22 protein-coding genes and 6 pseudogenes are annotated in these 22,334 nt (G+C 60.2%); 10 read left to right on the top strand and 18 right to left on the bottom strand.

Going from position 1 to position 22,334, the window contains the following annotated elements; translation table 11 throughout:
- Nucleotides 1-1,292 precede the first annotated feature (1,292 nt).
- The 10 genes from P0D80_RS45545 to P0D80_RS45500 form a co-directional block, all read right to left on the bottom strand.
- On the bottom strand, nt 1,293-1,613 hold the full coding sequence (locus tag P0D80_RS45545; RefSeq protein WP_408182701.1) for a Rieske (2Fe-2S) protein: 321 nt from the start codon (nt 1,611-1,613) through the stop codon (nt 1,293-1,295).
- Between the two features lies 1 nt (nt 1,614).
- Entirely contained in the window at nt 1,615-1,983 is a 369-nt protein-coding gene (locus P0D80_RS45540) for an SUF system Fe-S cluster assembly protein (RefSeq protein ID WP_408294196.1), read from the bottom strand.
- A gap of 8 nt (nt 1,984-1,991) precedes the next feature.
- Entirely contained in the window at nt 1,992-2,447 is a 456-nt protein-coding gene (gene sufU / locus P0D80_RS45535) for a Fe-S cluster assembly sulfur transfer protein SufU (RefSeq protein WP_408294193.1), read from the bottom strand.
- Nucleotides 2,444-3,697 (bottom strand): SufS family cysteine desulfurase, encoded by a 1,254-nt coding sequence (locus P0D80_RS45530; protein ID WP_408294190.1) that lies wholly within the window; start codon nt 3,695-3,697, stop codon nt 2,444-2,446. The genes sufU and P0D80_RS45530 overlap by 4 nt, the downstream gene beginning before the upstream one ends.
- Nucleotides 3,694-5,028, bottom strand: coding sequence for a Fe-S cluster assembly protein SufD (gene sufD, locus P0D80_RS45525; RefSeq protein ID WP_408294187.1), 1,335 nt, complete (start codon nt 5,026-5,028; stop codon nt 3,694-3,696). Before sufD ends, P0D80_RS45530 begins: the two co-directional genes overlap by 4 nt.
- On the bottom strand, nt 5,025-5,816 hold the full coding sequence (sufC, locus tag P0D80_RS45520) for a Fe-S cluster assembly ATPase SufC (RefSeq protein WP_408294184.1): 792 nt from the start codon (nt 5,814-5,816) through the stop codon (nt 5,025-5,027). The genes sufD and sufC overlap by 4 nt, the downstream gene beginning before the upstream one ends.
- Nucleotides 5,817-5,859: 43 nt before the next feature.
- Nucleotides 5,860-7,308, bottom strand: coding sequence for a Fe-S cluster assembly protein SufB (gene sufB, locus P0D80_RS45515; protein WP_408294181.1), 1,449 nt, complete (start codon nt 7,306-7,308; stop codon nt 5,860-5,862).
- Nucleotides 7,305-7,811, bottom strand: a complete 507-nt coding sequence (locus tag P0D80_RS45510; RefSeq protein ID WP_408182713.1) for an SUF system Fe-S cluster assembly regulator — start codon at nt 7,809-7,811, stop codon at nt 7,305-7,307. Before P0D80_RS45510 ends, sufB begins: the two co-directional genes overlap by 4 nt.
- 296 nt (nt 7,812-8,107) lie before the next feature.
- Entirely contained in the window at nt 8,108-8,461 is a 354-nt protein-coding gene (locus P0D80_RS45505; RefSeq protein ID WP_408294200.1) for a helix-turn-helix domain-containing protein, read from the bottom strand.
- 336 nt (nt 8,462-8,797) lie between these two features.
- Nucleotides 8,798-9,451, bottom strand: a complete 654-nt coding sequence (locus tag P0D80_RS45500; RefSeq protein WP_408294177.1) for a protein-L-isoaspartate(D-aspartate) O-methyltransferase — start codon at nt 9,449-9,451, stop codon at nt 8,798-8,800.
- A gap of 282 nt (nt 9,452-9,733) precedes the next feature.
- On the opposite strand from P0D80_RS45500, the pseudogene P0D80_RS45495 reads away from it, so the two are divergent.
- A pseudogene (locus P0D80_RS45495) lies at nt 9,734-10,314 on the top strand (HoxN/HupN/NixA family nickel/cobalt transporter); the annotation flags it as partial.
- A 512-nt stretch (nt 10,315-10,826) separates the two neighbouring features.
- Here the strand turns inward: P0D80_RS45495 and P0D80_RS45490 are convergent.
- Nucleotides 10,827-11,267, bottom strand: a complete 441-nt coding sequence (locus tag P0D80_RS45490) for an aminotransferase class V-fold PLP-dependent enzyme (protein WP_408294174.1) — start codon at nt 11,265-11,267, stop codon at nt 10,827-10,829.
- A gap of 3 nt (nt 11,268-11,270) precedes the next feature.
- Nucleotides 11,271-11,594: an aminotransferase class V-fold PLP-dependent enzyme gene (locus P0D80_RS45485; protein WP_408182717.1), complete on the bottom strand. Its 324-nt coding sequence runs from the start codon at nt 11,592-11,594 to the stop codon at nt 11,271-11,273.
- A 487-nt stretch (nt 11,595-12,081) separates the two neighbouring features.
- Here P0D80_RS45485 and P0D80_RS45480 point away from each other — a divergent pair, with 487 nt between their 5' ends.
- From P0D80_RS45480 to P0D80_RS45470, 3 genes are all read left to right on the top strand, one after another.
- Nucleotides 12,082-12,846, top strand: coding sequence for a hypothetical protein (locus P0D80_RS45480; RefSeq protein WP_408294170.1), 765 nt, complete (start codon nt 12,082-12,084; stop codon nt 12,844-12,846).
- A 1,304-nt stretch (nt 12,847-14,150) separates the two neighbouring features.
- Nucleotides 14,151-14,420 (top strand): hypothetical protein, encoded by a 270-nt coding sequence (locus tag P0D80_RS45475; protein WP_408182720.1) that lies wholly within the window; start codon nt 14,151-14,153, stop codon nt 14,418-14,420.
- Nucleotides 14,421-14,724: 304 nt separating this feature from the next.
- Complete coding sequence (locus P0D80_RS45470) at nt 14,725-14,940, top strand: hypothetical protein (protein WP_408294166.1); 216 nt, start codon at nt 14,725-14,727, stop codon at nt 14,938-14,940.
- Nucleotides 14,941-15,019: 79 nt separating this feature from the next.
- On the opposite strand, the gene P0D80_RS45465 is transcribed toward P0D80_RS45470, so the two are convergent.
- Complete coding sequence (locus tag P0D80_RS45465; RefSeq protein WP_408294163.1) at nt 15,020-15,457, bottom strand: hypothetical protein; 438 nt, start codon at nt 15,455-15,457, stop codon at nt 15,020-15,022.
- A 177-nt stretch (nt 15,458-15,634) separates the two neighbouring features.
- Here P0D80_RS45465 and P0D80_RS45460 point away from each other — a divergent pair, with 177 nt between their 5' ends.
- Together P0D80_RS45460 and fliG are read left to right on the top strand one after the other, a co-directional pair.
- Nucleotides 15,635-16,027, top strand: a complete 393-nt coding sequence (locus P0D80_RS45460) for a hypothetical protein (protein WP_408294160.1) — start codon at nt 15,635-15,637, stop codon at nt 16,025-16,027.
- Nucleotides 16,028-16,280: 253 nt separating this feature from the next.
- Nucleotides 16,281-17,276: a flagellar motor switch protein FliG gene (gene fliG, locus P0D80_RS45455; protein ID WP_408294157.1), complete on the top strand. Its 996-nt coding sequence runs from the start codon at nt 16,281-16,283 to the stop codon at nt 17,274-17,276.
- A gap of 69 nt (nt 17,277-17,345) precedes the next feature.
- Here the strand turns inward: fliG and P0D80_RS45450 are convergent.
- Nucleotides 17,346-17,888: pseudogene (locus P0D80_RS45450) on the bottom strand (DUF2968 domain-containing protein); the annotation flags it as partial.
- A gap of 130 nt (nt 17,889-18,018) precedes the next feature.
- Between P0D80_RS45450 and P0D80_RS45445 the strand changes: the two are divergent.
- Nucleotides 18,019-18,399 (top strand): hypothetical protein, encoded by a 381-nt coding sequence (locus tag P0D80_RS45445; protein ID WP_408294154.1) that lies wholly within the window; start codon nt 18,019-18,021, stop codon nt 18,397-18,399.
- 134 nt (nt 18,400-18,533) lie between these two features.
- Here the strand turns inward: P0D80_RS45445 and P0D80_RS45440 are convergent, their stop codons facing one another.
- Entirely contained in the window at nt 18,534-18,806 is a 273-nt protein-coding gene (locus P0D80_RS45440) for a hypothetical protein (protein WP_408182728.1), read from the bottom strand.
- 131 nt (nt 18,807-18,937) lie between these two features.
- Between P0D80_RS45440 and P0D80_RS45435 the strand changes: the two genes are divergently transcribed.
- Nucleotides 18,938-19,201 (top strand): mechanosensitive ion channel family protein, encoded by a 264-nt coding sequence (locus P0D80_RS45435; RefSeq protein WP_408182730.1) that lies wholly within the window; start codon nt 18,938-18,940, stop codon nt 19,199-19,201.
- A gap of 60 nt (nt 19,202-19,261) precedes the next feature.
- On the opposite strand, the pseudogene P0D80_RS45430 reads toward P0D80_RS45435, so the two are convergent.
- Nucleotides 19,262-20,507 (bottom strand): annotated as a pseudogene (locus P0D80_RS45430) (AsmA family protein); the annotation flags it as partial.
- On the opposite strand from P0D80_RS45430, the gene P0D80_RS45425 reads away from it, so the two are divergent.
- Nucleotides 20,476-20,781, top strand: coding sequence for a BON domain-containing protein (locus P0D80_RS45425; protein WP_408182738.1), 306 nt, complete (start codon nt 20,476-20,478; stop codon nt 20,779-20,781). The pseudogene P0D80_RS45430 and the gene P0D80_RS45425 sit on opposite strands and share 32 nt — an antisense overlap.
- A 93-nt stretch (nt 20,782-20,874) precedes the next feature.
- Here P0D80_RS45425 and P0D80_RS51965 read toward each other — a convergent pair.
- Nucleotides 20,875-21,417 (bottom strand): annotated as a pseudogene (locus P0D80_RS51965) (transposase); the annotation flags it as partial.
- Between the two features lie 270 nt (nt 21,418-21,687).
- On the opposite strand from P0D80_RS51965, the pseudogene P0D80_RS51960 reads away from it, so the two are divergent.
- Nucleotides 21,688-21,897: pseudogene (locus P0D80_RS51960) on the top strand (IS5/IS1182 family transposase); the annotation flags it as partial.
- On the opposite strand, the pseudogene P0D80_RS51955 reads toward P0D80_RS51960, so the two are convergent.
- A pseudogene (locus P0D80_RS51955) lies at nt 21,881-22,270 on the bottom strand (transposase); the annotation flags it as partial. The pseudogenes P0D80_RS51960 and P0D80_RS51955 sit on opposite strands and share 17 nt — an antisense overlap.
- Between the last annotated feature and the right edge of the window lie 64 nt (nt 22,271-22,334).

Below are 22,334 nucleotides of genomic sequence, written 5' to 3'. Positions count from 1 at the left end.
CGGCATTGTCCAGGCAGCGCTTCAGGCGGCGGGAAACGAAGCGATTTTCGCTTTCTGGTCGAAGGGATTTGGGGCAATGTGGGACGCAGGTAGCGCATTGCACGAGCAGACCAAGGCTGCGGTGAAGGAGACTGTGGACGTCATCGACAAAGCCCGCAAGCCGGTAGCCTAGGCTTAAAACGCCAGGCGCCTCTCATGTGCGGAGAGGACCGCAGTCATTGTCCTGTCCGCAGATGGTCCATCTCGACAGGAAATCCGGGAAATTGCAACCCGAGCGGGAATAGCTGACCTGCGTATCAAGCGAAGAAACTGGAATGCAGGCACACATACCAGATGCGTCTGCCGCAGAAAGCCGGCACAGACATGTCGGTGCCACAGATTTTTGACGGGACACCCCACTATTGATCTAAGGCGCGCATGGAAGCTGAAGTCTACAAAGGGTACGCCATCTGGGGGCACGCCATCCGCGAGCATGGAAATATCTTGCGGCCGGCGCGATATGCCGGCAACGGGACAATCACAAAAGGCTCAAAATTCGTCGAAGCCTCAGGTGTTCTTGGAAGCTTTAAGACCGACGAGGATGCCCAGGTCGCTGGACTTGCGTGGGCGCACGCGTGGATAGAACGCCACGGGTAGTCAGAACCAAGTCGGCGAAAGCCCCGATGCTTCGCAAGTTTCCGTATACGGGTCTCCGTGGCGCATGGTGCTTCATTCCCCTGTGACGTATCCGTACGAAGACCTGCACTCTTGCGGGCGTCTCGCGCAAAAAGAGTCTCATCCAACTGATGGCTTTATTTGTTGATGTCTCATGCCGCTATTCGCAGGGAAACTCTAGACTGCGGTGAACACATTGACCAGTTCCACGTTGGGTTGCGTGCAGTGCGATAACGGTATAGCGGGCATCCGCTCAAGAACTGCGGAAGCCCGCCAAGTACTCACAAAAGTGCCCTCCAGTACGACGTTTTTCATCCGTGCACCGAGACGGGTCGTCGTCCGATGATCGCGACAATGGCTTTCGGTATCTACGCATACTGGTGTTTTAGCCTAACGCATGCTGCGTCGCCCGGCAGCCGCATTAGCCGAATTAATGCACAACTTGAACGCGCTAGCAAAATTGATGGACATCCAGCTGTTCGCCCGTTGATGAAACACATCGTTTGGCAGTGACGGCACTCTGGCCTGCCAGCCTTACTGGGCGCGGGCCGCAGCGCTTCCTTCGCTAGCAAATGCTGTGAACATGGCTAGCAGAATTAGCGAACATCAACAGGAGTCGTCCATCACATCAGAGCCCCTCAATCCCACCGCACGTCACGCACCTGAACGATGCCCGCCTCGATCCGCACCGGAAACACAACCACATCCTCATAAGCCGGCGGCGCCAACACCTTCCCCGTCCTGATGCAAAACCGCGCACCGTGGCGCGGACAGATAACCACGTCGCCTTCCACCAGACCGCCTGTCAGGATGCCGCCGTCGTGCGGGCAGATATCCTCGATTGCATAGCAAGTGCCGTCGACATTGAACACGGCAACCTGCGCGCCATCGACCTCGACGCTGCGAACACCGCCGACCGGGAAATCCTCAATCGCGGCGACATCGACCCAGTCAGACATATCAAAGCATCCCCAATTGCAGGCGTGCCGCGTCCGACATTCGCTCTCTCGACCACGGCGGATCCCACACCAGCTCGACGTGCACGTCGTTCACACCGCTCACCGAGAACACCGCATCCTCCACCGTCGCCGGAAAGGTCTGTGCGACCGGGCAGCCGGGTGCGGTCAAAGTCATGCGGACCTCGACACGGCCTTCGGCTTCGTCCACGTCGAGACCGTAGACAAGCCCCAGGTCGTAGATGTTGACCGGAATCTCCGGGTCGAACACGGTGCGCAGCGCGTCGATCACGCGTTCTTCAAGACGTTCTGTTGTTGCCCCACTGCCAGGTTGTGCGGCCTCGGCGCGCTTCAGCCAGTCGAATGTACTCATCGTCTGCCTCACTCTGTCGAAACGGGGCGGTCCTCGTCGTGCAGCGCCGCATGCAGCGTGTGCCATGCAAGCGTCGCACACTTTACGCGCTCGGGAAATTCGCGTACACCGGACAGCACCGTCAGCTTGCCCAACTCCGGCGCGACTGCCGCCTGCCCCGCAGCCGGCGTTGTCACCATGTCGTGAAAGCGTCCAAACAGCGCTTCGGCCTCTGCTTCCGTTTTGCCCTTCAGCGCCTCGGTCATCAGCGACGCGGACGCCGTCGCAATCGCACAGCCCGCGCCTTCGAAACTCGCCTCCTTGACGAGGCCATCCTCGATTCGCAGATACAGCGTGATGCGGTCGCCGCACAACGGGTTATAACCCTCGGCCTTGTGATTGGCGTCGGCCAGCCCATGACAGTTACGCGGCCGCCGGTAGTGGTCGAAGATGACTTCCTGATACAGATCGCGCAGATCGCTCATGAACCGAATATCTCCTTGACCCTGCCAAGCCCTTCGATCAGGGCGTCGATATCTTCGCGCGTGCTGTAGAGGGCAAGCGACGCGCGCACTGTCGCCGGTACGCCGAACCGCTGCATCACCGGCATCGCGCAGTGGTGACCCGCACGCACCGCGACGCCGTGATGATCGAGAATTGTGCCGACATCATGCGCATGCACGTCGTCGAGCACGAATGACAGGATGCTCGCCTTGTCGCGTGCGGTACCGATGAGACGCAAGCCCGGTATCGCCTGCAATGCGTCCGTTGCATAAGCGAGCAGGCCGGCCTCGTGCGCGGCGATCACTTCCATGCCGATGCTGTCAACATAGTCAAGCGCCGCGCCCAGCGCAATCGCGCCGGCAATGTTCGGCGTGCCTGCCTCGAACTTCCACGGAATCGCGTTGTATTCCGTTTTCTCGAACGTCACCGAACGGATCATGTCGCCGCCGCCCTGCCACGGCGGCATCGCTTCAAGCAGCGCGGCCTTGGCATACAGCACGCCGATGCCTGTCGGCCCGTACACCTTATGCCCCGAAAACGCGTAGAAATCACAATCGAGCGCGCGGACGTCGACCGGCAGATGCGAGATCGCCTGTGCGCCATCCAGCAGCACCGGCGCGCCCTTCGCGTGCGCCGCTGCAACGATCAGCTCTACCGGATTGATGCTGCCGAGCGCGTTAGCCAGATGCGTAATCGCGACCAGCCGCGTATGGTCGTTCAACAAGCGCTCGTACGCGCCGGCATCAAGTGCGCCCGTATCGTCAATCGGCACGACTTTCAGCACCGCCCCAGTTTGCTCGCAGACCATCTGCCACGGCACGATATTCGAATGGTGCTCCATCGCACTGATCAGGATTTCGTCGCCAGGCTTGAGCTGCGGGCGCGCAAAGCTCTGGGCGACGAGATTGATCGCTTCGGTCGTGCCACGTACAAACACGATCTCGTCCGGACGCTGCGCGTTGATGAAGCGTGCGATCTTCGCGCGTGCTGCTTCGAACGCTTCGGTCGCGCGCTGCGACAGCAGATGCACGCCGCGGTGCACGTTGGCGTTGCTATGCCGGTAGTAAGCGTTTTCCGCGTAGATGACCGAGGCCGGCTTTTGCGTAGTCGCGCCATTGTCGAGATAGACCAATGGCCGGCCATGTACACGCTCGCCCAGAATCGGAAAATCGGCCCGCCAGTGCTCGACATTGCGCGGATCTGGCGCCTGCATCTGTCCAATCGGCTTCATAGCAACTCCCTGATGCGCTCGCCTTCCGGAGTGCGCGCGAGCAGCAGATTTTCAAGCCGACCGCGGAGCGATTCGATGCGCACACGTTCGACAATGTCGCGTGCAAATGCGTAGGTCAGGAGCGCTCGCGCCATGCGTTCCTCGACGCCGCGCGCACGCAGATAGAACAACTGGTTCTCGTCCAGTTGACCGACCGTCGCGCCGTGTGTGCATTTCACATCGTCGGCGTAGATCTCGAGTTGTGGCTTCGTGTCGATTTCCGCGTCGCGCGACAGCAGCAGGTTGTAATTCGCCTGATGCGTGTCCGTTTGCTGCGCATCGCGATGCACGATGACGCGCCCGTTGAACACGCCGCGCGCGGCGCCGTCGAGCACGCCACGGTAGTATTCGCGACTCGTGCCATGCGGCTCCGCGTGATCGATGCGCGTGTGGTGATCGACGTGCTGCCGGCCACCAACGAAATAGAGACCGTTCAATGTGGCTTGCGCGTTCGCGGCGTTCAGGCCCGTGTCAATGCCCGTGCGCGACAACGCGCCGCCGAACGCGAACGCATGCGAGGTAAAACAGCTGGCGCGTTGCTGCGCAGCAGCGACCGACGCGATATGAAACGCCTTCGTGCCTTCCTGCTGCAACCGGTAGTGCTGCACATCTGCCTGTTCGCCTGCGACGATGCGGGTAACCGCATTGGTCCAGTACTCGTCATCGCCAAACCCTACAAAGTGCTCGACGATCACGCAGCCTGAGCGTGCTCCCGCAAGCACGACATTGAACGGCTGCACCGCAAGTCCCGCTTCGTCGGTCAGGAACAGCATGTGCAGCGGTTGATCGATGACCTCGCCAGGCGGTAGCACGACGGCAAATCCATCCCTCAGAAACGCCGTGTTGAGCGCGGTAAAGCCGTCGGCATACGTCTGCGAAGCGATCGCAGCCTGCAGTCGTTGCGGTATTTCTCTCAACGCCCGCGTGAGCGAGCCGACAAACACATCATGCGGCAAACCAATCAGTTTCGACAGCCGCGGCACATGGTGACCGTTAACGAATACCAGTCGATGGCCAGCCGGGTCCAGCACGAGTCCATCGACGATGCGTCGCACGTCGCTATCATCGGTGCGGCCGGTGCGTTGCGGCGCGAAATGCCAAGGACGCTTGCCAATCGCCGACACGTTCGTGTACTTCCAGTCCTCGTGCCGCGTGGTCGGAAGGCCCAGCGTGTCGAACTGTTCGAAGGCGCTTCGGCGCGCGGCACGCAGCCACGGCAACTCGGCGCCGGGCAACGTCTTCGCGAGTCGTTCAAAAGCCTGATGGAAATGGTCGAGAGATTCGTTTTTCATGGATGTCCCGCACTCACTGCACTGGCTGCACCGGCTGATTGCACGGCCTCATCCTCGATCCAGCCATAGCCCTTGCGTTCCAGCTCCAGGGCCAGTTCACGCGGCCCTGACTTTACGATCCGGCCGTTCGCCAGCACATGTACGCGATCCGGCACGACGTAATCCAGCAAGCGCTGATAGTGCGTGACCAGCACAATCGCCCGTTCGGGGCTGCGCATGCTGTTGACGCCCTGCGCGACGATCTGCAGCGCATCGATATCGAGTCCGGAATCCGTTTCGTCGAGAATGGCGAGCCGGGGCTCCAGCACCGCCATCTGCAGGATCTCGTTGCGCTTCTTTTCTCCGCCGGAAAAACCTTCGTTGACTGCTCGGTACAGCAGGGTCTCGTCCATCTGCATCAACGTCATTTTTTCCTTGACCAGTTGCAGAAATTCCATCGCGTCGAGTTCCGGCTCGCCACGATGCCGGCGCTGCGCGTTCAACGCCGCCTTCAGCAGATAAACGTTGCTCACACCGGGTATCTCAACGGGATACTGAAACGCGAGAAACAGGCCTGCGTGCGCGCGCTCTTCGGGCGCGAGCACCAGCAGATCGCGGCCGAGATACGAGACCGTGCCGCCGGTGACGACAACGTCCTCACGCCCAGCCAGTACGTGGGCAAGCGTGCTCTTGCCCGAACCATTCGGGCCCATGATCGCGTGCACCTCGCCGGCCTTCACGCTCAGATCGATGCCGCGCAGAATTTTCTTGCCGTCGACTTCGACTTGCAGATTGCTGATTTCAAGCATGGTTCGAATCCCTCGCGAATCGCCGTGGGCCAGGTGCTAACGGTTAGCCCACACTGCCTTCCAGGCTGACGCCGAGCAGCTTCTGCGCCTCGACGGCGAACTCCATCGGCAGCTCCTTGAAGACTTCCTTGCAGAAACCGTTCACAATCATCGACACCGCATCCTCCGCAGACAGCCCGCGCTGCCGGCAATAGAACAACTGGTCTTCGCCGATGCGTGATGTCGACGCTTCGTGCTCGACCTTCGCGGTCGGGTTCTTGACCTCGATATAGGGGAACGTGTGTGCGCTGCAACGGTCGCCGAGCAACAGCGAATCGCACTGTGTGTAATTGCGCGCACCCTCGGCCGCACGGCCGACCTTCACGAGGCCGCGATACGCATTCTTTCCGCAACCCGCTGAAATGCCTTTCGACAGAATCGTGCTACGCGTATTGCGGCCGAGGTGAACCATCTTCGTCCCGGTATCGGCCTGTTGATAGTGGTTGGTCAGCGCCACCGAATAGAATTCACCGACCGAGTTATCACCCTGCAGGATCACGCTCGGGTACTTCCACGTGATCGCCGAACCGGTTTCCACCTGAGTCCACGAAATCTTCGAATTCGCCTCGCGGCAATCGCCACGCTTGGTCACGAAGTTGTAGATGCCGCCCTTGCCTGACGCATCGCCCGGATACCAGTTCTGCACCGTCGAATAGCGGATCTGGGCCCCTTCCAGTGCAATCAGCTCGACCACCGCGGCATGCAGTTGATTTTCGTCGCGCATCGGTGCGGTGCAGCCTTCCAGATAGCTCACATACGCGCCTCTGTCCGCGACGATCAGCGTACGCTCGAACTGCCCGGTGTTCTGCGCGTTGATGCGGAAGTACGTCGATAGCTCCATCGGGCATCGCACGCCCGGCGGGATATAGCAGAACGAGCCGTCGCTGAACACGGCGGAATTCAGCGCGGCGAAGAAATTGTCGGTGTGCGGCACCACCGAGCCGAGATACTTCTGCACCAGTTCGGCATGTTGCTGCACGGCGTCCGAGAACGAACAGAACACAATGCCGAGTTCCGCGAGCTTTTCGCGGAACGTCGTGGCTACCGAGACGCTGTCGAACACCGCATCCACCGCAACGCCTGCCAGGAGTTCGCGTTCTTCCAGCGGTACACCCAGCTTTTCATAAGTACGCAACAGTTCCGGATCGACTTCATCGAGACTCTTCGGACGATTTTTCTGTGCCGTCGGCGCGGAATAATAGACGATGCCCTGGTAGTCGATCGGCGGATGCCGGATTGTCGCCCAACGTGGCTCGGTCATCGTGAGCCAGTGCCGATAGGCCACGAGACGCCATTCGAGCATGAATGCCGGCTCGTCTTTCTTTGCGGAAATGAGCCGGATCACGTCCTCGCTTAACCCGCTCGGCAACGCGTCGGCCGCCAGGTCGGTCACGAAACCATGCGGGTACTCGCGACTGATCAGTTCGTCGAAACCGGTTGTAGATGCGCTCATGCATGGCCTCCGTCGGTCGTTTTGCGCGACAGTTGAGTCGCACCCGCGCGGCGGCTGGGAATGCTGCGCGCGCGGATCGCGCTGATATCAACCGCGCGCAAGGTCGGACCAGCCATGTCCGCCAGCGTGACCTGCTGTAACGCCTCGCAGATCACGCGATTGACCTTCTGCCAGTTGGCCCGCACCGCGCACGCCGCCTCCTGGACGCACAAGCCAGGCAACGTGCTGCATTCGGTCACCCCGATCGGCCCGTCGACTGCGGCGATCACCTCCGCCAGCGTGATCCGCTCGGGCGGCCGCGGCAGCAGGTAACCACCATTCGTGCCGCGCAGCGACTCCACCATACCGCCCCGCGTCAGGATTTTCAGCACCTTTGACACCGTAGGTATCGCGACTCCGGTCGCCGCCGCAATGCTGCTTGCGCTGTGGACTGCATCCGGATCGCGCGCCATCGCGGTCATGATCACTGTGCCGTAGTCGGCAAGTTTGCTCATGCGCAACATCCGAATATCTCCCGTTTTAATCAGGACCTGTATAGTCCTGATTAGACCGAAATGGAATCGGCTCGGTTGCAGTGAAACCATCCTGCGTGGGGCCTGGCCGCGTCGCCAACCGCTTCCCGTGTCCCGGGAAACATTTCGATACACGACACGTACCTTGATTTCATTCTAGACCTGTCTGCAACACATTGTCAGGGCTATAAAAATATCAAAAGCCCAAACAAGCCTGGCAAACCGGGGCGTCCATGGCAGAGCCCTCATACAGACATCCGACAAGCTCACCCGCAACGCTCACAGGATCAGACTGCGCAACCTGCGGGCGCGGCTTGCGCAGCCGAAAACCCATCTGTCTGAACTGTCTCTGGCACTGCCGAACGTCCAGCTTGATCCGTAGCGCTTGCGCAAATGTTCGGACAGGGCTGTCCATCCCACAGGCCCGCTTCAAATTCGAAGTCGCGCGGTGTCCTGCGCAGATCCGCCTCAGTGCGATGCCATTGCGATTCGTCCAACGCACGCGGACGTCCGGGCCGTTCGCCTTCTGGCAATCCGTCGAAACCGCCCTGCTCGAAGCGTCGGCCCCATCGCTGAACTGTCGTGGCGGCCTGGCCCAACAACTGGCCCACTTCGGTGCACGTGTACCCGTTGCTGACCAGCGGCGTGTTTAGAAGGTAGCCAGATCAATGGTGACGATCCCGTGGTTTTAGTGGACGACAGAGCGCCGCGCGGAGGTCGTGGTGGCGGTGCCCGAACCTGTCTTGTCAGGTTGCTACTAAAGGTATTGGCCTATTGGGCGCCGCAAGCTAGAAAACGATATCAATGCAGATCCGTCGAGCGACACATAGCCGCTAATCACGCTTTGGCTTTACTCCAATCCGATGGTCGCGGCTCTATATATCGTGCGGTGCCCTGTACGGCCTGCACGGCGTCATCTGATGCCGGTAAGTGCTCGGGCCGGGCCAGCACCAGATTGGAACCGGGCGGCCGAACACTTAATGATCAGGCCAGCCGTCTTCGCCGACTAGCGGTACGAAGCTCACTTCGCCGAGCGAGCGCTCGTGATAATCGTGTTCGCTGTAGCGGACCAGTTTGATCAATCGCTGATGATAAGGCTCGCGTCCCACCGGCATGACGATCCGGCCACCGACCGAGAGTTGCAAACGCCACGCCCGCGGGATACGCGGACCGCCGGCTCCCGCGATAATTGCATCGTACGGCGCATAGGCGCCCAAGCCGACAGTGCCGTCTCCGAGATGAACGGTCACGTTTGAAATGCCCAACCGCGCCAGCGTCTTGCGAGCGGTGCTGGCGAGCACCGGATCGCGTTCAACGGAATCAACATGCGCCACGATTGCGGCCGCAATTGCGGCGGCGTACCCCGAGCCCGTGCCGATGTCGAGAACCCGGTCGTGGGGACCCAGTTCGGCCGCCTCGATCATTTGCGCGACGATGCTGGGCTGCGAGATCGTTTGGTGACTCGCGATGGGCAACGGACTATCGTCGTACGCGCTTTCACGGAGGTGCTCCGCTACGAATTCCTCGCGCGGCACATGACGCATCGCGGATAGCACGTTGGAATCGCAGATGCCGCGGGCCGCGATTTGCCATACAACCATCCATTCCCGGGCTTCACTGAAATCGATCATTGCTGCTCTCCTCCGATGGTCGTGCAGGTTTTACGGCAGGCTCCGCATACCTTCACCGAGAGATCCAGACGGGGCGCGCCGGCGGCCGCACGCACCCGGCGTCGCGACATCCTGCATTCGGCAACGCACATACCGCACACGGGATTCTCACGCCACCGACCGCGGCGGTCGCCGATGCAGGCAGCCGCAGCGCCGCTTCTTCGCAAAGCGATACTCATACGGAAATTGTGCACTCCTGGCGCGCTAACTTCACTACGTATCGGTGACCGGATCGTCCAGCGACGGCGTGACGAACGTCTCGTCGAGGAAGACCTCGATATGCTGCTCAACAAGCGCGGTTTCCTGTCGCGCATTTTCCGTCCGCTATTCCACCTGGTCTCGCGCAGCTGGCACATGCACCCGATCGGCTTTCTGTTCGGCCTGGGCTTCGATACGGCGACGGAAGTGGTGCTGTTCGGTATTTCCGCCCCTCAGGCTGCTGAGGGCATGTCTTTCGCGACCATCCTGATCTTCCCCGCGCTGTTCACGGCTGGCATGTGCCTCGTCGATACCGCCGACGGCGTGCTGATGCTAGGCGCTTACGCTGGGCGTTCATGAAGCCGGTCCGCATGCTGTACTACAACATCACGATCACGTTCGCTTCCCTAGTGGTGGCGATGCTGATCGGCGGCATCGAGGCGCTGGCGCTCATCGCGGACAAGCTCGACCTCAAGCGCGGTTTCTGGGGTCTGATCGGCGCGGCGTCGGACAATTTCGGCCTGCTCGGCTACGCGGTGATCGGCCTTTTTGTCGTCAGCTGGCTGGTGTCGGTGCTGTTCTACAAGCTCAAGCGTTACGACGACATGCCCGTCAACCTGGGCTGATCGGAGATCGGCTCAACTGTCCGGGCGCGCAATGGGTTCGGCTCAGACATGCGGATGATCGCGTGCCGATCGGACGCGTCGCCATGATGATGTCGCGCGTTCGATCGGCACGGGAATTATGTGCGGTGAATACGCCGTGCCGGAGACATCGCACTCGTCCGTTTCATTATCAGCCGCTCAAAGCGGCCGCAATGGCGCCAAGATCGGTCATTCGGTAGCCCCGGATGATCGTCGCTTCATGGCCGAACCCGGTCCGATGCTGAATGGATAATCGATCCACCGGAGGTCGTTCGGCGTCCGGCTCAGGTCGACCCGAGGCGGCCGGTCGGGCTGCCGCGCCGAATGGCCGCTGCGGCTCCGTCATGAGACATCCAAGCAGCAGTGCCAATAGCCACCGGCGCTGGCACTGCGGGCCTTGAGGGCGACACGGCTACGACGCGCTCGCCGGCTTTCCTCCCAGGCCGGGCCGACCCGAGATGTTTTAACAGGAAATCCCGACCTTTGGGCTGGTGTCAGGCCGAGCCAAGCTTGACGACTTGCATGAGCGCCTCGACAAAGACATCCAGTTCGTTTTTTAGCATGTAGATATGCGGCGACACTCGTATCCCGTCGAGACCTTGTACGCTCCGACGCTTGACGTGGACTTGCCAGGTGTTTCGAAGCTCCTCTTCGATTTTCCTGGCATCCATTCCATCGATGGAGAACAGGCTGACCGCGCCCAGATCGTCCGTGTGCATTGGCGTGTGCAACCTGAAGCCGCGGACATCGCGCGCAATGGTCGTCCAGTATCGGGTCAACTCCCGCAACCGCGCATGAACCTTGTCGGTGCCAATCTCCTCACGAAATCGAATTGCGGGGGCTATTCCCGCCTGTACCGCGGAACTATAGGTACCGAGGTTCCAGTTGTCGGATTTGTCGATGCGAAGCGGAGGTGGATCGAACGGTGCCAGCAACGGTCAGGTTTCATCAATCCGGCTTTGCCTGACGATCAACATGCCGTTGCCCACAGGAGCACCGAGCCATTCATGAAGGCTCGTCGCGAAAAAGTCGCAATCGAGCTCGCGGAAGCTCACTGGCATCCGAGCGAATGTCTGTGCGCCATCTACTACGGTGATGATGTCAAGAGTCCGGCCGAGACTGCAAAGGCGCTTGACCGGCAGGACGCGGCCGGTCCAGTGGAGCATGTGGGTTAATCCCGCATCCAGCAGCGCTGCTACGGCAGGCGGGCCTGCAAAGTCCGACGCATTCGTCACAAGCGCAACCTGTTGCTCTTTCTTCACAGCCGCTCCTCCTGGTGGTTCCAAACCCGCGCGATCCGATGGGCACCAGCGACCGCCCCTTCCTCGCGTATAGCTATGGCGAATCCCGATGTCGGCTCAGCGTTCCATACTCAATGTCCGGCCCGTTTCGATATCGCCTTCAGCGAATCGCGTCATAAGTTACCCCGTCTCCATGCGTTGAAACAGTTTAGGCGTTCAATGCGCGGCGCTCGCACCTTGAATCTGGCGTTACCCTCTTCTCATCGATCTATGCATTATCTGTCACTGATTCCAAATCGATCACGAACGATCTAGGACGGTGCATCTAGCTTCTGGCCGAAGCTTGCCGATTGAGCGAGCAAACGGTGGTGGCCACGACCGGCAGACCCCGTCTATTTAGGAAGCGGACCGGTCCTGAATATCTTGCGCGCCTCCCCTCGTTCTGGTCCGGCTGCTGCCCTGGATCAGCATATTTTGTCAAGATACTCACCGCCGTACTGAAGCGATTGTGACGAAAACACACAACGCCAATTTTGCTCTGATTACTGCGCAAACGATTGCCTGTACTCTCTGCACCTCTTTCTCTGAGGCGCATCGTATGCGGCAGGAATGGCTTGAATTTCTCCAGCGAGTCGACTGGAACACTCCGGTAACTTTGGCGCTGACATCAGCGGCAGTCGGTTCTGTCATAACGCTCGCCTGGATTTCAGCGAGGGATGCTAGGGAGCGCAAGCGTCAGCGACGCGATACTGCACTGGAACTAGCGTTATCGCTGGAAAGGTACGCCCGAACCTGTCGGACAATGATGCATAAGGCCACCTGGGCAGCAGCGGAGCCAGTCGGCCATTTGAGCCGCGAAGCCAGTAAAGGCGTTTCCATTCCCACCTTTGCCTACCCGGACAGGTTTCACTGGCATGTCTTGAGCCGCAAAGTTATCTCAGAGCTCCGTGAGTATCCGGCGACAGTGCACGCCGCTCGGGAGTATGTGGAAGCGCTTCGCGAATTCGGCGAGCCAATCGACCTTTGTGGTCAGGTTGAATACGAATGTACGAAGGCCGCGATGGCAGCGCTAGCCCTTGCTCGGGCCACGCGCCGGCGGCACGGAGCCACGAGGTGGAAGCCGGACGCCAAAGACTCAGCCTTGGAGCGCGAACTGTCCGACTTCATCGCGAACGCTGAAGAAAAGCGCAAGGCGTCGCTCGAGCGTCGAATGGAGTTTACAGTCGATCGGCGAGTTGACGTGCAACGGTTCAAACAGGTGCTAAGCGCCTAAAACATCGTGAGCTCGGACCCGCCTACGCGGATAGTTTCCGTAACGACCCGATATAGATAGTCCGTCCCGCTTTCATCGAGACTGGTGGGACTGGCAGCGAGCTGCCAGTCGAGGCGGGACACGCACTCGTGGACTACGAATAAGTCGACCCAAACGCCTGGACGATTGCCGCTTTAGCTTCGACCCATGATTCGCCCTTCTCCTCGCAATCCGTCCCGAAAAAAAAGATTGAACGGATATCTATGGTTTCGGAGGCCGGTGCCGATAAGACCGCTCATAAGCCCCCCGCCAGACGAGGCTTCCCATGCCATTTGATTTTATCGCCAGCCGCCCGCCCCGATTAAAACGTACTCTCGTTATCCTGGTTGGCTGTACAGGCGTACTTGCCAGCTTGTCGATTTGGGGCCGGGTGCCCGCCGACGTACTCGCCGACGCGGATAGAGAGGTCGCCCACTTCGGCCCCGCACTAGTGGGCACCGCGTGTCCGGTCGAAGGAGCAGTCTCAAGGGACGCCCGCGGTACCTTTCTCATGTGTTGGAAACAGGTCTGGAGCAAGCCGTAGATCCTACTCCATATCGCCCCGGCGTCTCTGGCGTAACGCATGGCGGACAACCGGGATTTTCTGATTGAAGGTCCGGCACGAGGCTAGACGCAACGGAAGAAGACCAGAGTGTCGTGTGCCTTGCGTCCGAACGCATGTGACCGAAGCTTCGGTTAGGGAGCGTACCCGAAGATGCGCCCGTCGCAATGCGCGCAATCCACTCGCTCGGCGAACCGGTCGATGTACCGGTCCGCAACCCACAGTGGCGGTGCTCGCTATCAACGAATTCTCCAATGGAAAGACTCTTCCGGGTCCGTAGATTCGCACGAGCGCTCGCCCACACGCTGACGAAAAAAAGCCGACAGGTCGTGTCGGCTGAAGGATTCCGGCTATGCCGAAGGCCATGCCAGAACCTGTGCAGCGCAGATTATTGCACTGTCTGGCTCCCATGCGGATGGCATGCTAACAAAGGGTTTACCCCGGTCAAAATATAGGAATGGATGCCGTAATACATGTTGATTTCATTCATGCCGTGACGGCGGGTCGACATGGAAAGGCAAACGTTTGCCCAAAAACTGTGGCTGCTATTGCTCCCAAGCCTCGTCTGTCTGACCGCCATCAAGGGATTCGATGTTGCACCAGCCGCATCGAACGAACAGAGCGTCGATACCCGGGCGCGATCGCGCGTTTCAAGGCGGCCATGACACACACTTCAAGATGCTTCGGGCTGACATCCTTATCTGCCCGCTGAGGAAAGTTCAACATGTTCGACGCCGAAGTTGCCGCGACGCTCCTGAACCGGTGGGACCGTAAACGCACATACCCAGGAGATCAGTCATCGCTGGACCTCTTGCAGGAAGGCAAGCTGCATTTCAGGCATGAGGGCGGCGACGTCCACGCACATGGTACTGACGCAGACCGGCGTCTTCGCGTTGAATGCCTGACGTTCACCGACGGCTCCCGCGCCTTGCGCGTCACCGGTGCAGATGGACAAGGCGGCTGGACGCGGTGGACTGCTGCTGAGCCGGTGTGAAAGCGCGAAACGAGCGCACGTAGTCACTACCCGGTATCGAAGGAGAAAGCCGATGTCGACATGGCCTGATCGCACGCTGGATTGGCTCTTCGTCCTCGCCTACGTCCTGATGGTGATATGGCTAAATTACCTGCAGCAGATGTTGTGTCACATGTAGCGTGTGTCGCGTCCCAGCGGATGCCAGAGCGCCGTCGACGTCGAGCAGGCTGATGGAAACAGCCACTGATCTCTTGCGAATGAGGTGTCTGCTGCGGTCCACGACAGCTCGTGTGACATTCCGGATTTCAGAGGATCGCGAAAGGAGATGAACGTGAACATGGTGAAGACCGAGATTGGACAACTGGAGAAGGCACTGAACGCTCTGGTTTGTCGCCCACGACTTATCCGTCGCGACTACTGGATATCGCAGATCGAGTGCCTGCTGACACGCCCTGGGCTGTCGGCGCAGGACCGGCAACGACTCCGCGCGCTGCTCAACCTGCTCGGCACGCCCGTCGCGGGATGCAGTGTCTCACTATAGCAGTGACCGGCATCGTAGAGTCTTTGAGTACGGTCACGACAAGCGAGCTGATTCGCTGAACACGCCTGCCGCAGTTGCGTCAATTGCTGCTGGTGTCACACGTCAGAAATTCGCGGACAACGTTGTGCGGCACCAGGCGTCGTCGCGTCGACTGATTGCCTGCAGTGTCCGCGCGATCATGTACGGCGAACGCGTCTATTGAGCTTTCGGAAATCATCATGTTTAACGAGTCGAAATACGTATCGCTATGTATGAACAGGGCCTGGACCAGTGGACGCGTGCCTGGTACGGCGAAGCCGTTGAAGCGGGATTTATCCGCCCGCACTATCATCCCGACCCTGTGACCATAAAGCGTCTTCGGGGCTATTTCGGCGCGGGCCTGTCGCCCTTCGAAGCCGCCCAGGCGTGCTTTGGCCGCAAACACTAAAGTAAGCCGGCTATTGCCTCCCCATCCGGTAGCCACATCTGCACGAAAGGCAGAAAGCGACCTGAACAGTCCAGCGAATTTCTCATCCAACAACACTTGTCACGCCCGCATGAGCGCCACCTCGACCGGCATCTCACAAACACCGCTACCCAGTCCAGATTTGCACCGGCTGGCTAACATCTCACGTCCGGCCCCTTCCTCAGGAGGTCGCAAGGCTTCGTCGAGAACGGATCTCGCGGTCACACCCCTGGCGGATCTGTCGAGGGCATGCTGATGACGCGCACGCAGCCGGGCTGCAGCGAAGGCTGCGTTGTGTTGCCACCAGAAGTCATCACGGCGCTCAAAAACCTCTACATTGTTTCGAGCGCGCTCGCGCAGCGAGGCACTCACGCTCAGGAAATCCGGGATTCCCAATGGCGGGCAATGTTTCAACGGGCTCACGAGGCGAAGACGGCGCTCGACCAGCACGGGGAGAGAGCTGAAACGCATGCGATTGTGCTGCTTCGACAGATGACACAGGCATGCCAGGGTCTGGTTGATCGGCACGCGACCCGACAGGAGATTCCCTTCGCCGTGTGGCGCGAAGTGGGCAGGCTTGGGCACGATGCTTACGAGTGGGTCAACCTGAACCTACCCCGCCGGCGAGGCACCGACGCATGAATCCCGCACCGTTCAGGTCAGCGTACCGTGCCGGACTTAAAGCGGACTGGCTCGCGCAACGTGTCCGGCATGTACTTCCGGCACGCCCTGGCTGGCCCACGGGCCGTCGTCCTTTAAGATCTCCGGGACGCATGCGACCGACGGATGGAGCATTGCTCCCAACGTCGGGAGAGCAACGGAACAACGCGCGCTTGCCGGAAACAAGAGATCAGAAGATCGCCGCAATCGTTGTTAGCAAGTCACGGAGTGGTCAGTGAACGCCGAAGGAATCAACAAGGCCGCGTTGCTGCTGATGTCGCTCGGTGAAAACGAGGCGGCCGAAGCCTTCCGGTTCCTCGGCCCACGTGAGGTGCAGAAGATCAGCATCGCGATGGCCGCGCTGAAAAACGTCACGCGCGGTGCCGTCGACACTGTACTGCAAGACTTCATCAAGGAAGCAGAAACGCACACGACGCTATCGCTTGACTCGAAGGATTACATCCGGTCGGTGCTGACGAGGGCGCTCGGCGAAGACAAGGCTGGCAACGTCATCGACCGCATTCTGCAGGGTGACGACGTTGGCGGCATCGAAGGCCTGAAGTGGATAGATGCGCGAGCCGTCGCGGAACTGATCAAAAACGAACACCCGCAAATCATCGCAACCATCCTCGTGCACCTTGGCCCGGAGCAGGCTTCTGACGTACTCGCATGCTTCACCGAACGGACGCGCAACGACGTGCTGCTGCGCATCGCCACGCTCGACGGCATCCAGCCGGCTGCATTGCGCGAACTCGACGATGTGATGACAGAGTTGCTGTCTGGCAGCGGTAACGTGAAACGCAAGGCGGTTGGCGGCGTTCGCGCGGCAGCGGAAATCCTCAACTACCTGTCAACCCAGCACGAAGAATCGGTAATCGACAACGTACGCAGCTACGACGACGATCTCGCGCAAAGGATCATTGACGAGATGTTCACGTTCGAGAACCTGGTCGAGCTCGATGATCGCGCGATCCGGCTGCTGCTCAGGGAAGTTGGCACGGAGACACTGGGGATCGCACTGAAGGTCGGGCCGCCCGAGCTGCGTCAGAAATTCATGGCGAACATGTCGCAACGCGCGGCGGAGCTGTTTTCCGAAGATATGGACACACGCGGCCCGGTGCGCCTGTCGGAAGTCGAAGCACAACAGCGCAAGGTTGTGCAGGTCGCGCGCGACCTCGCCGGGAGCGGCGAGATAGCGCTTGGTGACAAGGCTGACGACATGTATGTCTGAAGTGCCTCCCTGCGCGAACATCCCGATGAGAACCGGACGGGTCGTGCTCCTGCAGGGAAAGACTGAAAATCAGTGTGAGCCTGCCAGGCCGCTTTCCAGCTGACTCTGGAGTTCGCGCACCTGCCGCTGCGCGGACCGCAACTGGTCCTGTGCGGCAGTTTTCTGCTGTGCGAGCAGGGTAGCTTCGGCACGCGTCTTCTGCTGCTGGTTGGTGACGATTGTCTGCTGCTGACTCGCTACATCGAGGTCGGCCTGCAGGCGGTTCGCACGACCCTGCGACAGCGCAATCATCCGCTCGATGAACGCCTTTTGCGCCTCGAGCCGGCCGCGGCGAATTTCGACATCGGACAACTGCACGGTCTGACGCACGAAGTCCTTGTAGATCAGGTCGGCGTGGGTTTGGTCCGGTGTCTTGATGACGCGCCAGAAGTTCTTCTGCTGGAACAGCACGACGTAATACGTCATTTCCTTGCTGTAAAACAGCAGGCTCGCACCGTAACTGCCGTTGTACGTTGTACGCAGTTCGCTCAGGTCCGAACCGCGAATCATCTGTTGCAGCTCGACGACGTTGCCGGCGGCGGACTGCTTCGCCTCGCTCGGATTCAAGTTCGACAATCTCCGGTTCGCCGCACAGCAGCACCAGCAGGCGCAGCAGCGCTTCGCGCGATGGCGTGAGACGCCGCGTGTCCGCACCTGCGGCTTGGCAAAGTAGTAGGTCGAAGCCGGCGCGCATGGCGACGTCATGGTCTTCCGGTGTTTCGACCTTCTCGGCGAGCAATACCTTCCCGTGTTGCCTGACGATGCTGACAAGTTCGTTAAGGTCCTCGCGCGTGCAGTCGAGAAAGTCGATCTTGACAATATCGACGCACGGCAGCAGTTCGGCCAGACGCGGGGTGACCTGCGAAACATCATCCAGTGCGAGCCGGAAGCCCGCTCGCCGCAGGTCGCTGCAATGTCGGCCGGCGGACCGGTGTCGATGCTGTTGGTCCGACTTCTTCGTGGCAGTACGGGCGCACAGCAATGCACTGAGCAGGCGCATCGGACACTCGGCGCAGAGCGCCGGTCGAAGCCGGTCGCCCAGAGGCGCAAGACCGAGCGATGGAGCGATCCAGCCGAATGGTGAACAGACCGACCTGACCCGTCGTCGGCGGCGACTGTCGGAATACCGGTGGCAGGTCGCCGAAGGCGTCATCGAGCTGTTCAGTCTGAACGGCGAAATCTGGAAGGAGTCGTCGCTCCGCCCGCGCAGGGTTTGCGCTATTGGGCCGCTGTAAGTTTGTGGCCCGTCCTCAATGCCTGCCAGCCCGTCTGCGGCTCCTTCCGCTGATCGCTTACCTGCTCGATGCCGCTTTTCAACACCGCTTCACAAAAGGCCAGGCGGGCTCGGTAGTAATCTGCGTGCATCTGAGCGTCAAGGATGCGTTGTTCAGCCTGGAAGAGTTCCAGACGCAATTCCCGCAACGCTTTTTCGGCTTGCTTCTCCGGAGTAAGCGCGTTGCGTACAGCCCAGCTGGTTATCCACCGCAGCATGATGAACTCCTCTCATCGTCAGGTGACATTCCGCCGGCTTCAAATCGGGCTTTCACGCCGGGGGCACAAAACGCCACTGTCCCGACCACTTCTTCATACAGCCACTGGTGAGTCAGCGCTATCAATAATCAGTGAGTACCTGTGCGTCACACTGCGCGGTAGATCACGTTGTTGCGAAAATTTCCCGCCGCCCATGCAAGGGGTTGGCCACGCTGAGCGCCTTGCCGGACATCATTGCGGCCGTGATGAGTCTGCTCGCGGCGTTTTACGTGGCGCGCTTCGTTGCGTCGCTAGTGGAGAAGCTGCTTGTCGCAGCCGGCGTGGACGGGCTACGTTCTCCGCAGACAGGGGTCTGCAAGTTACACAAGCAAATCACGCCTCCTGGCGCTACATGAGAGTGAGGTTGGCGCGCGACATGGGAATAGCGTCTCAGGTGTGCGGCAGGAGGCACGCCTTCAATTGCCCTTGAAAACCGCTGCGCCACCGGTCCGGGAGGAGGACGGGTCCCTCGCTCCATTCGCCTGCTCGCGCCCAACAGCCGCCGCCCCGGAAGCCCCGGATGCAGCCGACGTTGCGCTCATATACGCCGGCGCGAGCTTCGTCTTCTGTCGTATTCCCGGCGATGGCGCCGTCGCGCGCTTCTCCATGTCTGCCAGCATCTGCTGGCACGGCAACGGCCGATTGTCGCTCGGCTGGAGCAACGCGATCACCGCCGCAAACGGATTCAGCAAGCCCAGTCCCGCCGCCGCCCTGCCATGCGCGACCAGCGCCCCGGCCTTCCTGCCGACTTGCGGCTCCTTGAAACTGCCCTTGACGTACAGCGGCGAGCGCAGCGAGATCACCCGGAACCCTTTGGTGTGCGGATGAATCGTCAGATTCATGGTCTCGTCTCGCAAGTTCACGTTTCCGTCCATCTCGACCACCGCATCGTCGGTGTCGAGGGCGAATACGCGCGAGTCGAGCACACCATTGGTGGCGACGAAGTCGGCCGCCGCGCAATTGATCGTCACGTCTCGATTGCCGAACAGCTTCTCGTACACCACGTTCGCCACGTTCAGCCCGGCCGCCTCCATCAGCAAGCGACTCACCGCGCCGTCGGTGATCAACATCTTCACCTCGCCGTTGGAGGTCGCGGCGAGTGCCACCGGCGAGTTGCCGGTGGCCAACAGCGCCGCGTCGCCGTTGACTTCGCCGAGCGCCGTCCGCATCACCGCGAATGTCGGGAACAGCTGCTTGAGCCGCAGATGCCGCGCCTGCAGCGAGAACCGCCCCTTGAGCGGCTTGCTGCTGCCGTCCAGGTGGATGGTCGAAGCGAGGGGTGCCGCCCGCCACGCCGAACTTCAGCGGATCGAGCATCAGCACGCCGTCCTGCATGACGAGGTGGGTGGACAGAACAGTGATCGGCAGGCTCGCGGTCTTGACGATGCGGCGTCCAGTGAATCGGACGTCAGCATCGATCGCCTTCCAGCGGTCAGTGCGGAACTCCTCGACCGGCAGCGCCTTGTTGGCCGGCTGCGCTACGGCGTCGCCGCGCCTGGCCTTGCTGGCGTTCGTGTCGGCACCGACGAGTGGTGCGAGGTGGGAAAACTGCAGCAGGCTCGACACCAGCGTGCCAGACAACAGCGGGCGGGGTTCGCGCGAGACGTACACCAGCGAGCCGTTCAGGTCGCTGCTGCCGACGCGTCCGGTGAAGTTCTCATACACCAACGGCTGTAAGTCGACGGCGACGCCGTCCGTGACCGCGCCGGGGGAGATCGCCACTGACGACGCTGCGCTCGCCGCCCGGGTGAAGCGGGCGCTTGTCGCGGACCAGGGGCTAAGATCGTTGTCGATGAGCGTCGCGACGTATCGAGGCGTCGTGCAGTTGTCAGGATACGTGGATTCGGAGGTACGGATTCAGAAAGCGCTTGCCGTGACGCGCGGCGTGCCGGGGGTACAATCCGTGAGCAACGATCTGCACCTCAGGCCGCAATGACGCGCGTTCGCCGGAAACAGATGACGAACTGCTGAAGGGGTCTAGCGCCCTTTAACTGGCGATTGTGAGCTTGTTTTTAATGTCGATGGGTGCTCAGGCACCCACCAGCCGCATCGCTTTCATTGTCCTTTTGAATCCCAGGATTCTCAGCACTCTCATGAGGTTGTAGGCAAGCACGTTCAGACTCATCTCGGTCCCCACGTTGGGCAGCCGGCGTGTCAGGAAGTGCGTGTAACCCATCCAGTGCTTGAACGTCCCGAAGACATGTTCGACGGTGCGTCTGCGTATCGTCATTGCCTCTGGCGTTTTGTCGAGTTGACGTTGAACACCTTCCAACACGGACTCGTGCTCCCATCGGGTGATTCGCCGATATGGACTTGGCGTGCATTGTGATTTTATTGGGCACTGAGGACAGGCGCTGCTCCAGTAACGGCGCAATTGCATACCGTGTTCCTCCCCGGTGAAACGGTAGATTGCCCGTTCACCGGCTGGACACTGGTATTCGTCGTCCCGCGCAATGTAGATGAAGTCAGCCCTATCAAATCGACCATGGCATTTCGCGCTTGATGTCGTGGGTTTCGGCAGCATTACCGCGATCCCGGCATCCACACACTCTTTGATCTGAGGCCCGCTATAGAACTGAAGCTGTTCTCGCAGGCGCTCGTTGCCATCGACGGTAGCAAGTTCAAGGCAGTCAACACCCGCGATCGCAACTTCACAGAGGGTAAGGTCGACAAGCGCCAGAAGCAGATCGAGGAGAGCATCCAGCGGTATCTGAACGCGCTGGAGACTGCCGATCGTACGCAACCCGCTGAGCTGGAAGCGAAGTCGACCCGGTTGCAGGACAAGATCGCACGCTTGCGCGAACAGATGCGAAACCTCGATCAGATCAAGGAGCAACTCAGGACGCAGCCTGATGGCCAACTCTCGATGACTGATCCCGACGCGCGCTCCATGGCGACGAGCGGCAAAGGCTCGGGAATGGTCGGCTACAACGTACAGGTGGCAGTAGACGCCAAACACCACCTCATCGTTGCTCACGAGGTCACAAACTCTGGCAGCGACCGGGCGCAACTCAGCCCCATAGCGAAAGCTGCACGCGGCATAAGACGACGAAGCGGCGACATACGTTGCGGATGCCGGTGCCGTTGTCACGGCGGAAGTCAGCTATGGTCTTGAAGTCCGGCGCCAAACGGCCCGTGAGCCACATCAATTCAACATTGCGTTGGCATTCACGTTCCAGGCGGCGGCTCGACTGGATCCGGTTCAGGTAGCCGTAGATATAGATCTTCAGCAGCACGCCTGGATGATAGGACGGGCGACCTGTAGTCGACGGCATCGCTCCATCGAAGCCCAGTGATTCAAGGTCAAGCTCTTCAACAAACGCCTCGATGATTCTGACCGGATTGTCCTCGGCGACAAAGTCATCGAGGCACTCTGGAAGCAGCGTCACCTGCTTGCGATCTTCACCTTCTATGAATCGCTTCATCCGGTCACCCAGGCTGAATGAGTTAATCCAGTTTAGGCGATCATGGTGTTTTCACACAGGCTTA

This window comes from Paraburkholderia sp. RL17-373-BIF-A, from assembly GCF_046030175.1.
Taxonomy (GTDB): Bacteria; Pseudomonadota; Gammaproteobacteria; order Burkholderiales; family Burkholderiaceae; genus Paraburkholderia.
The sequence above is the reverse complement of the archived record's forward strand: the minus strand, read 5'-3'. Positions and strand labels throughout refer to the sequence as shown.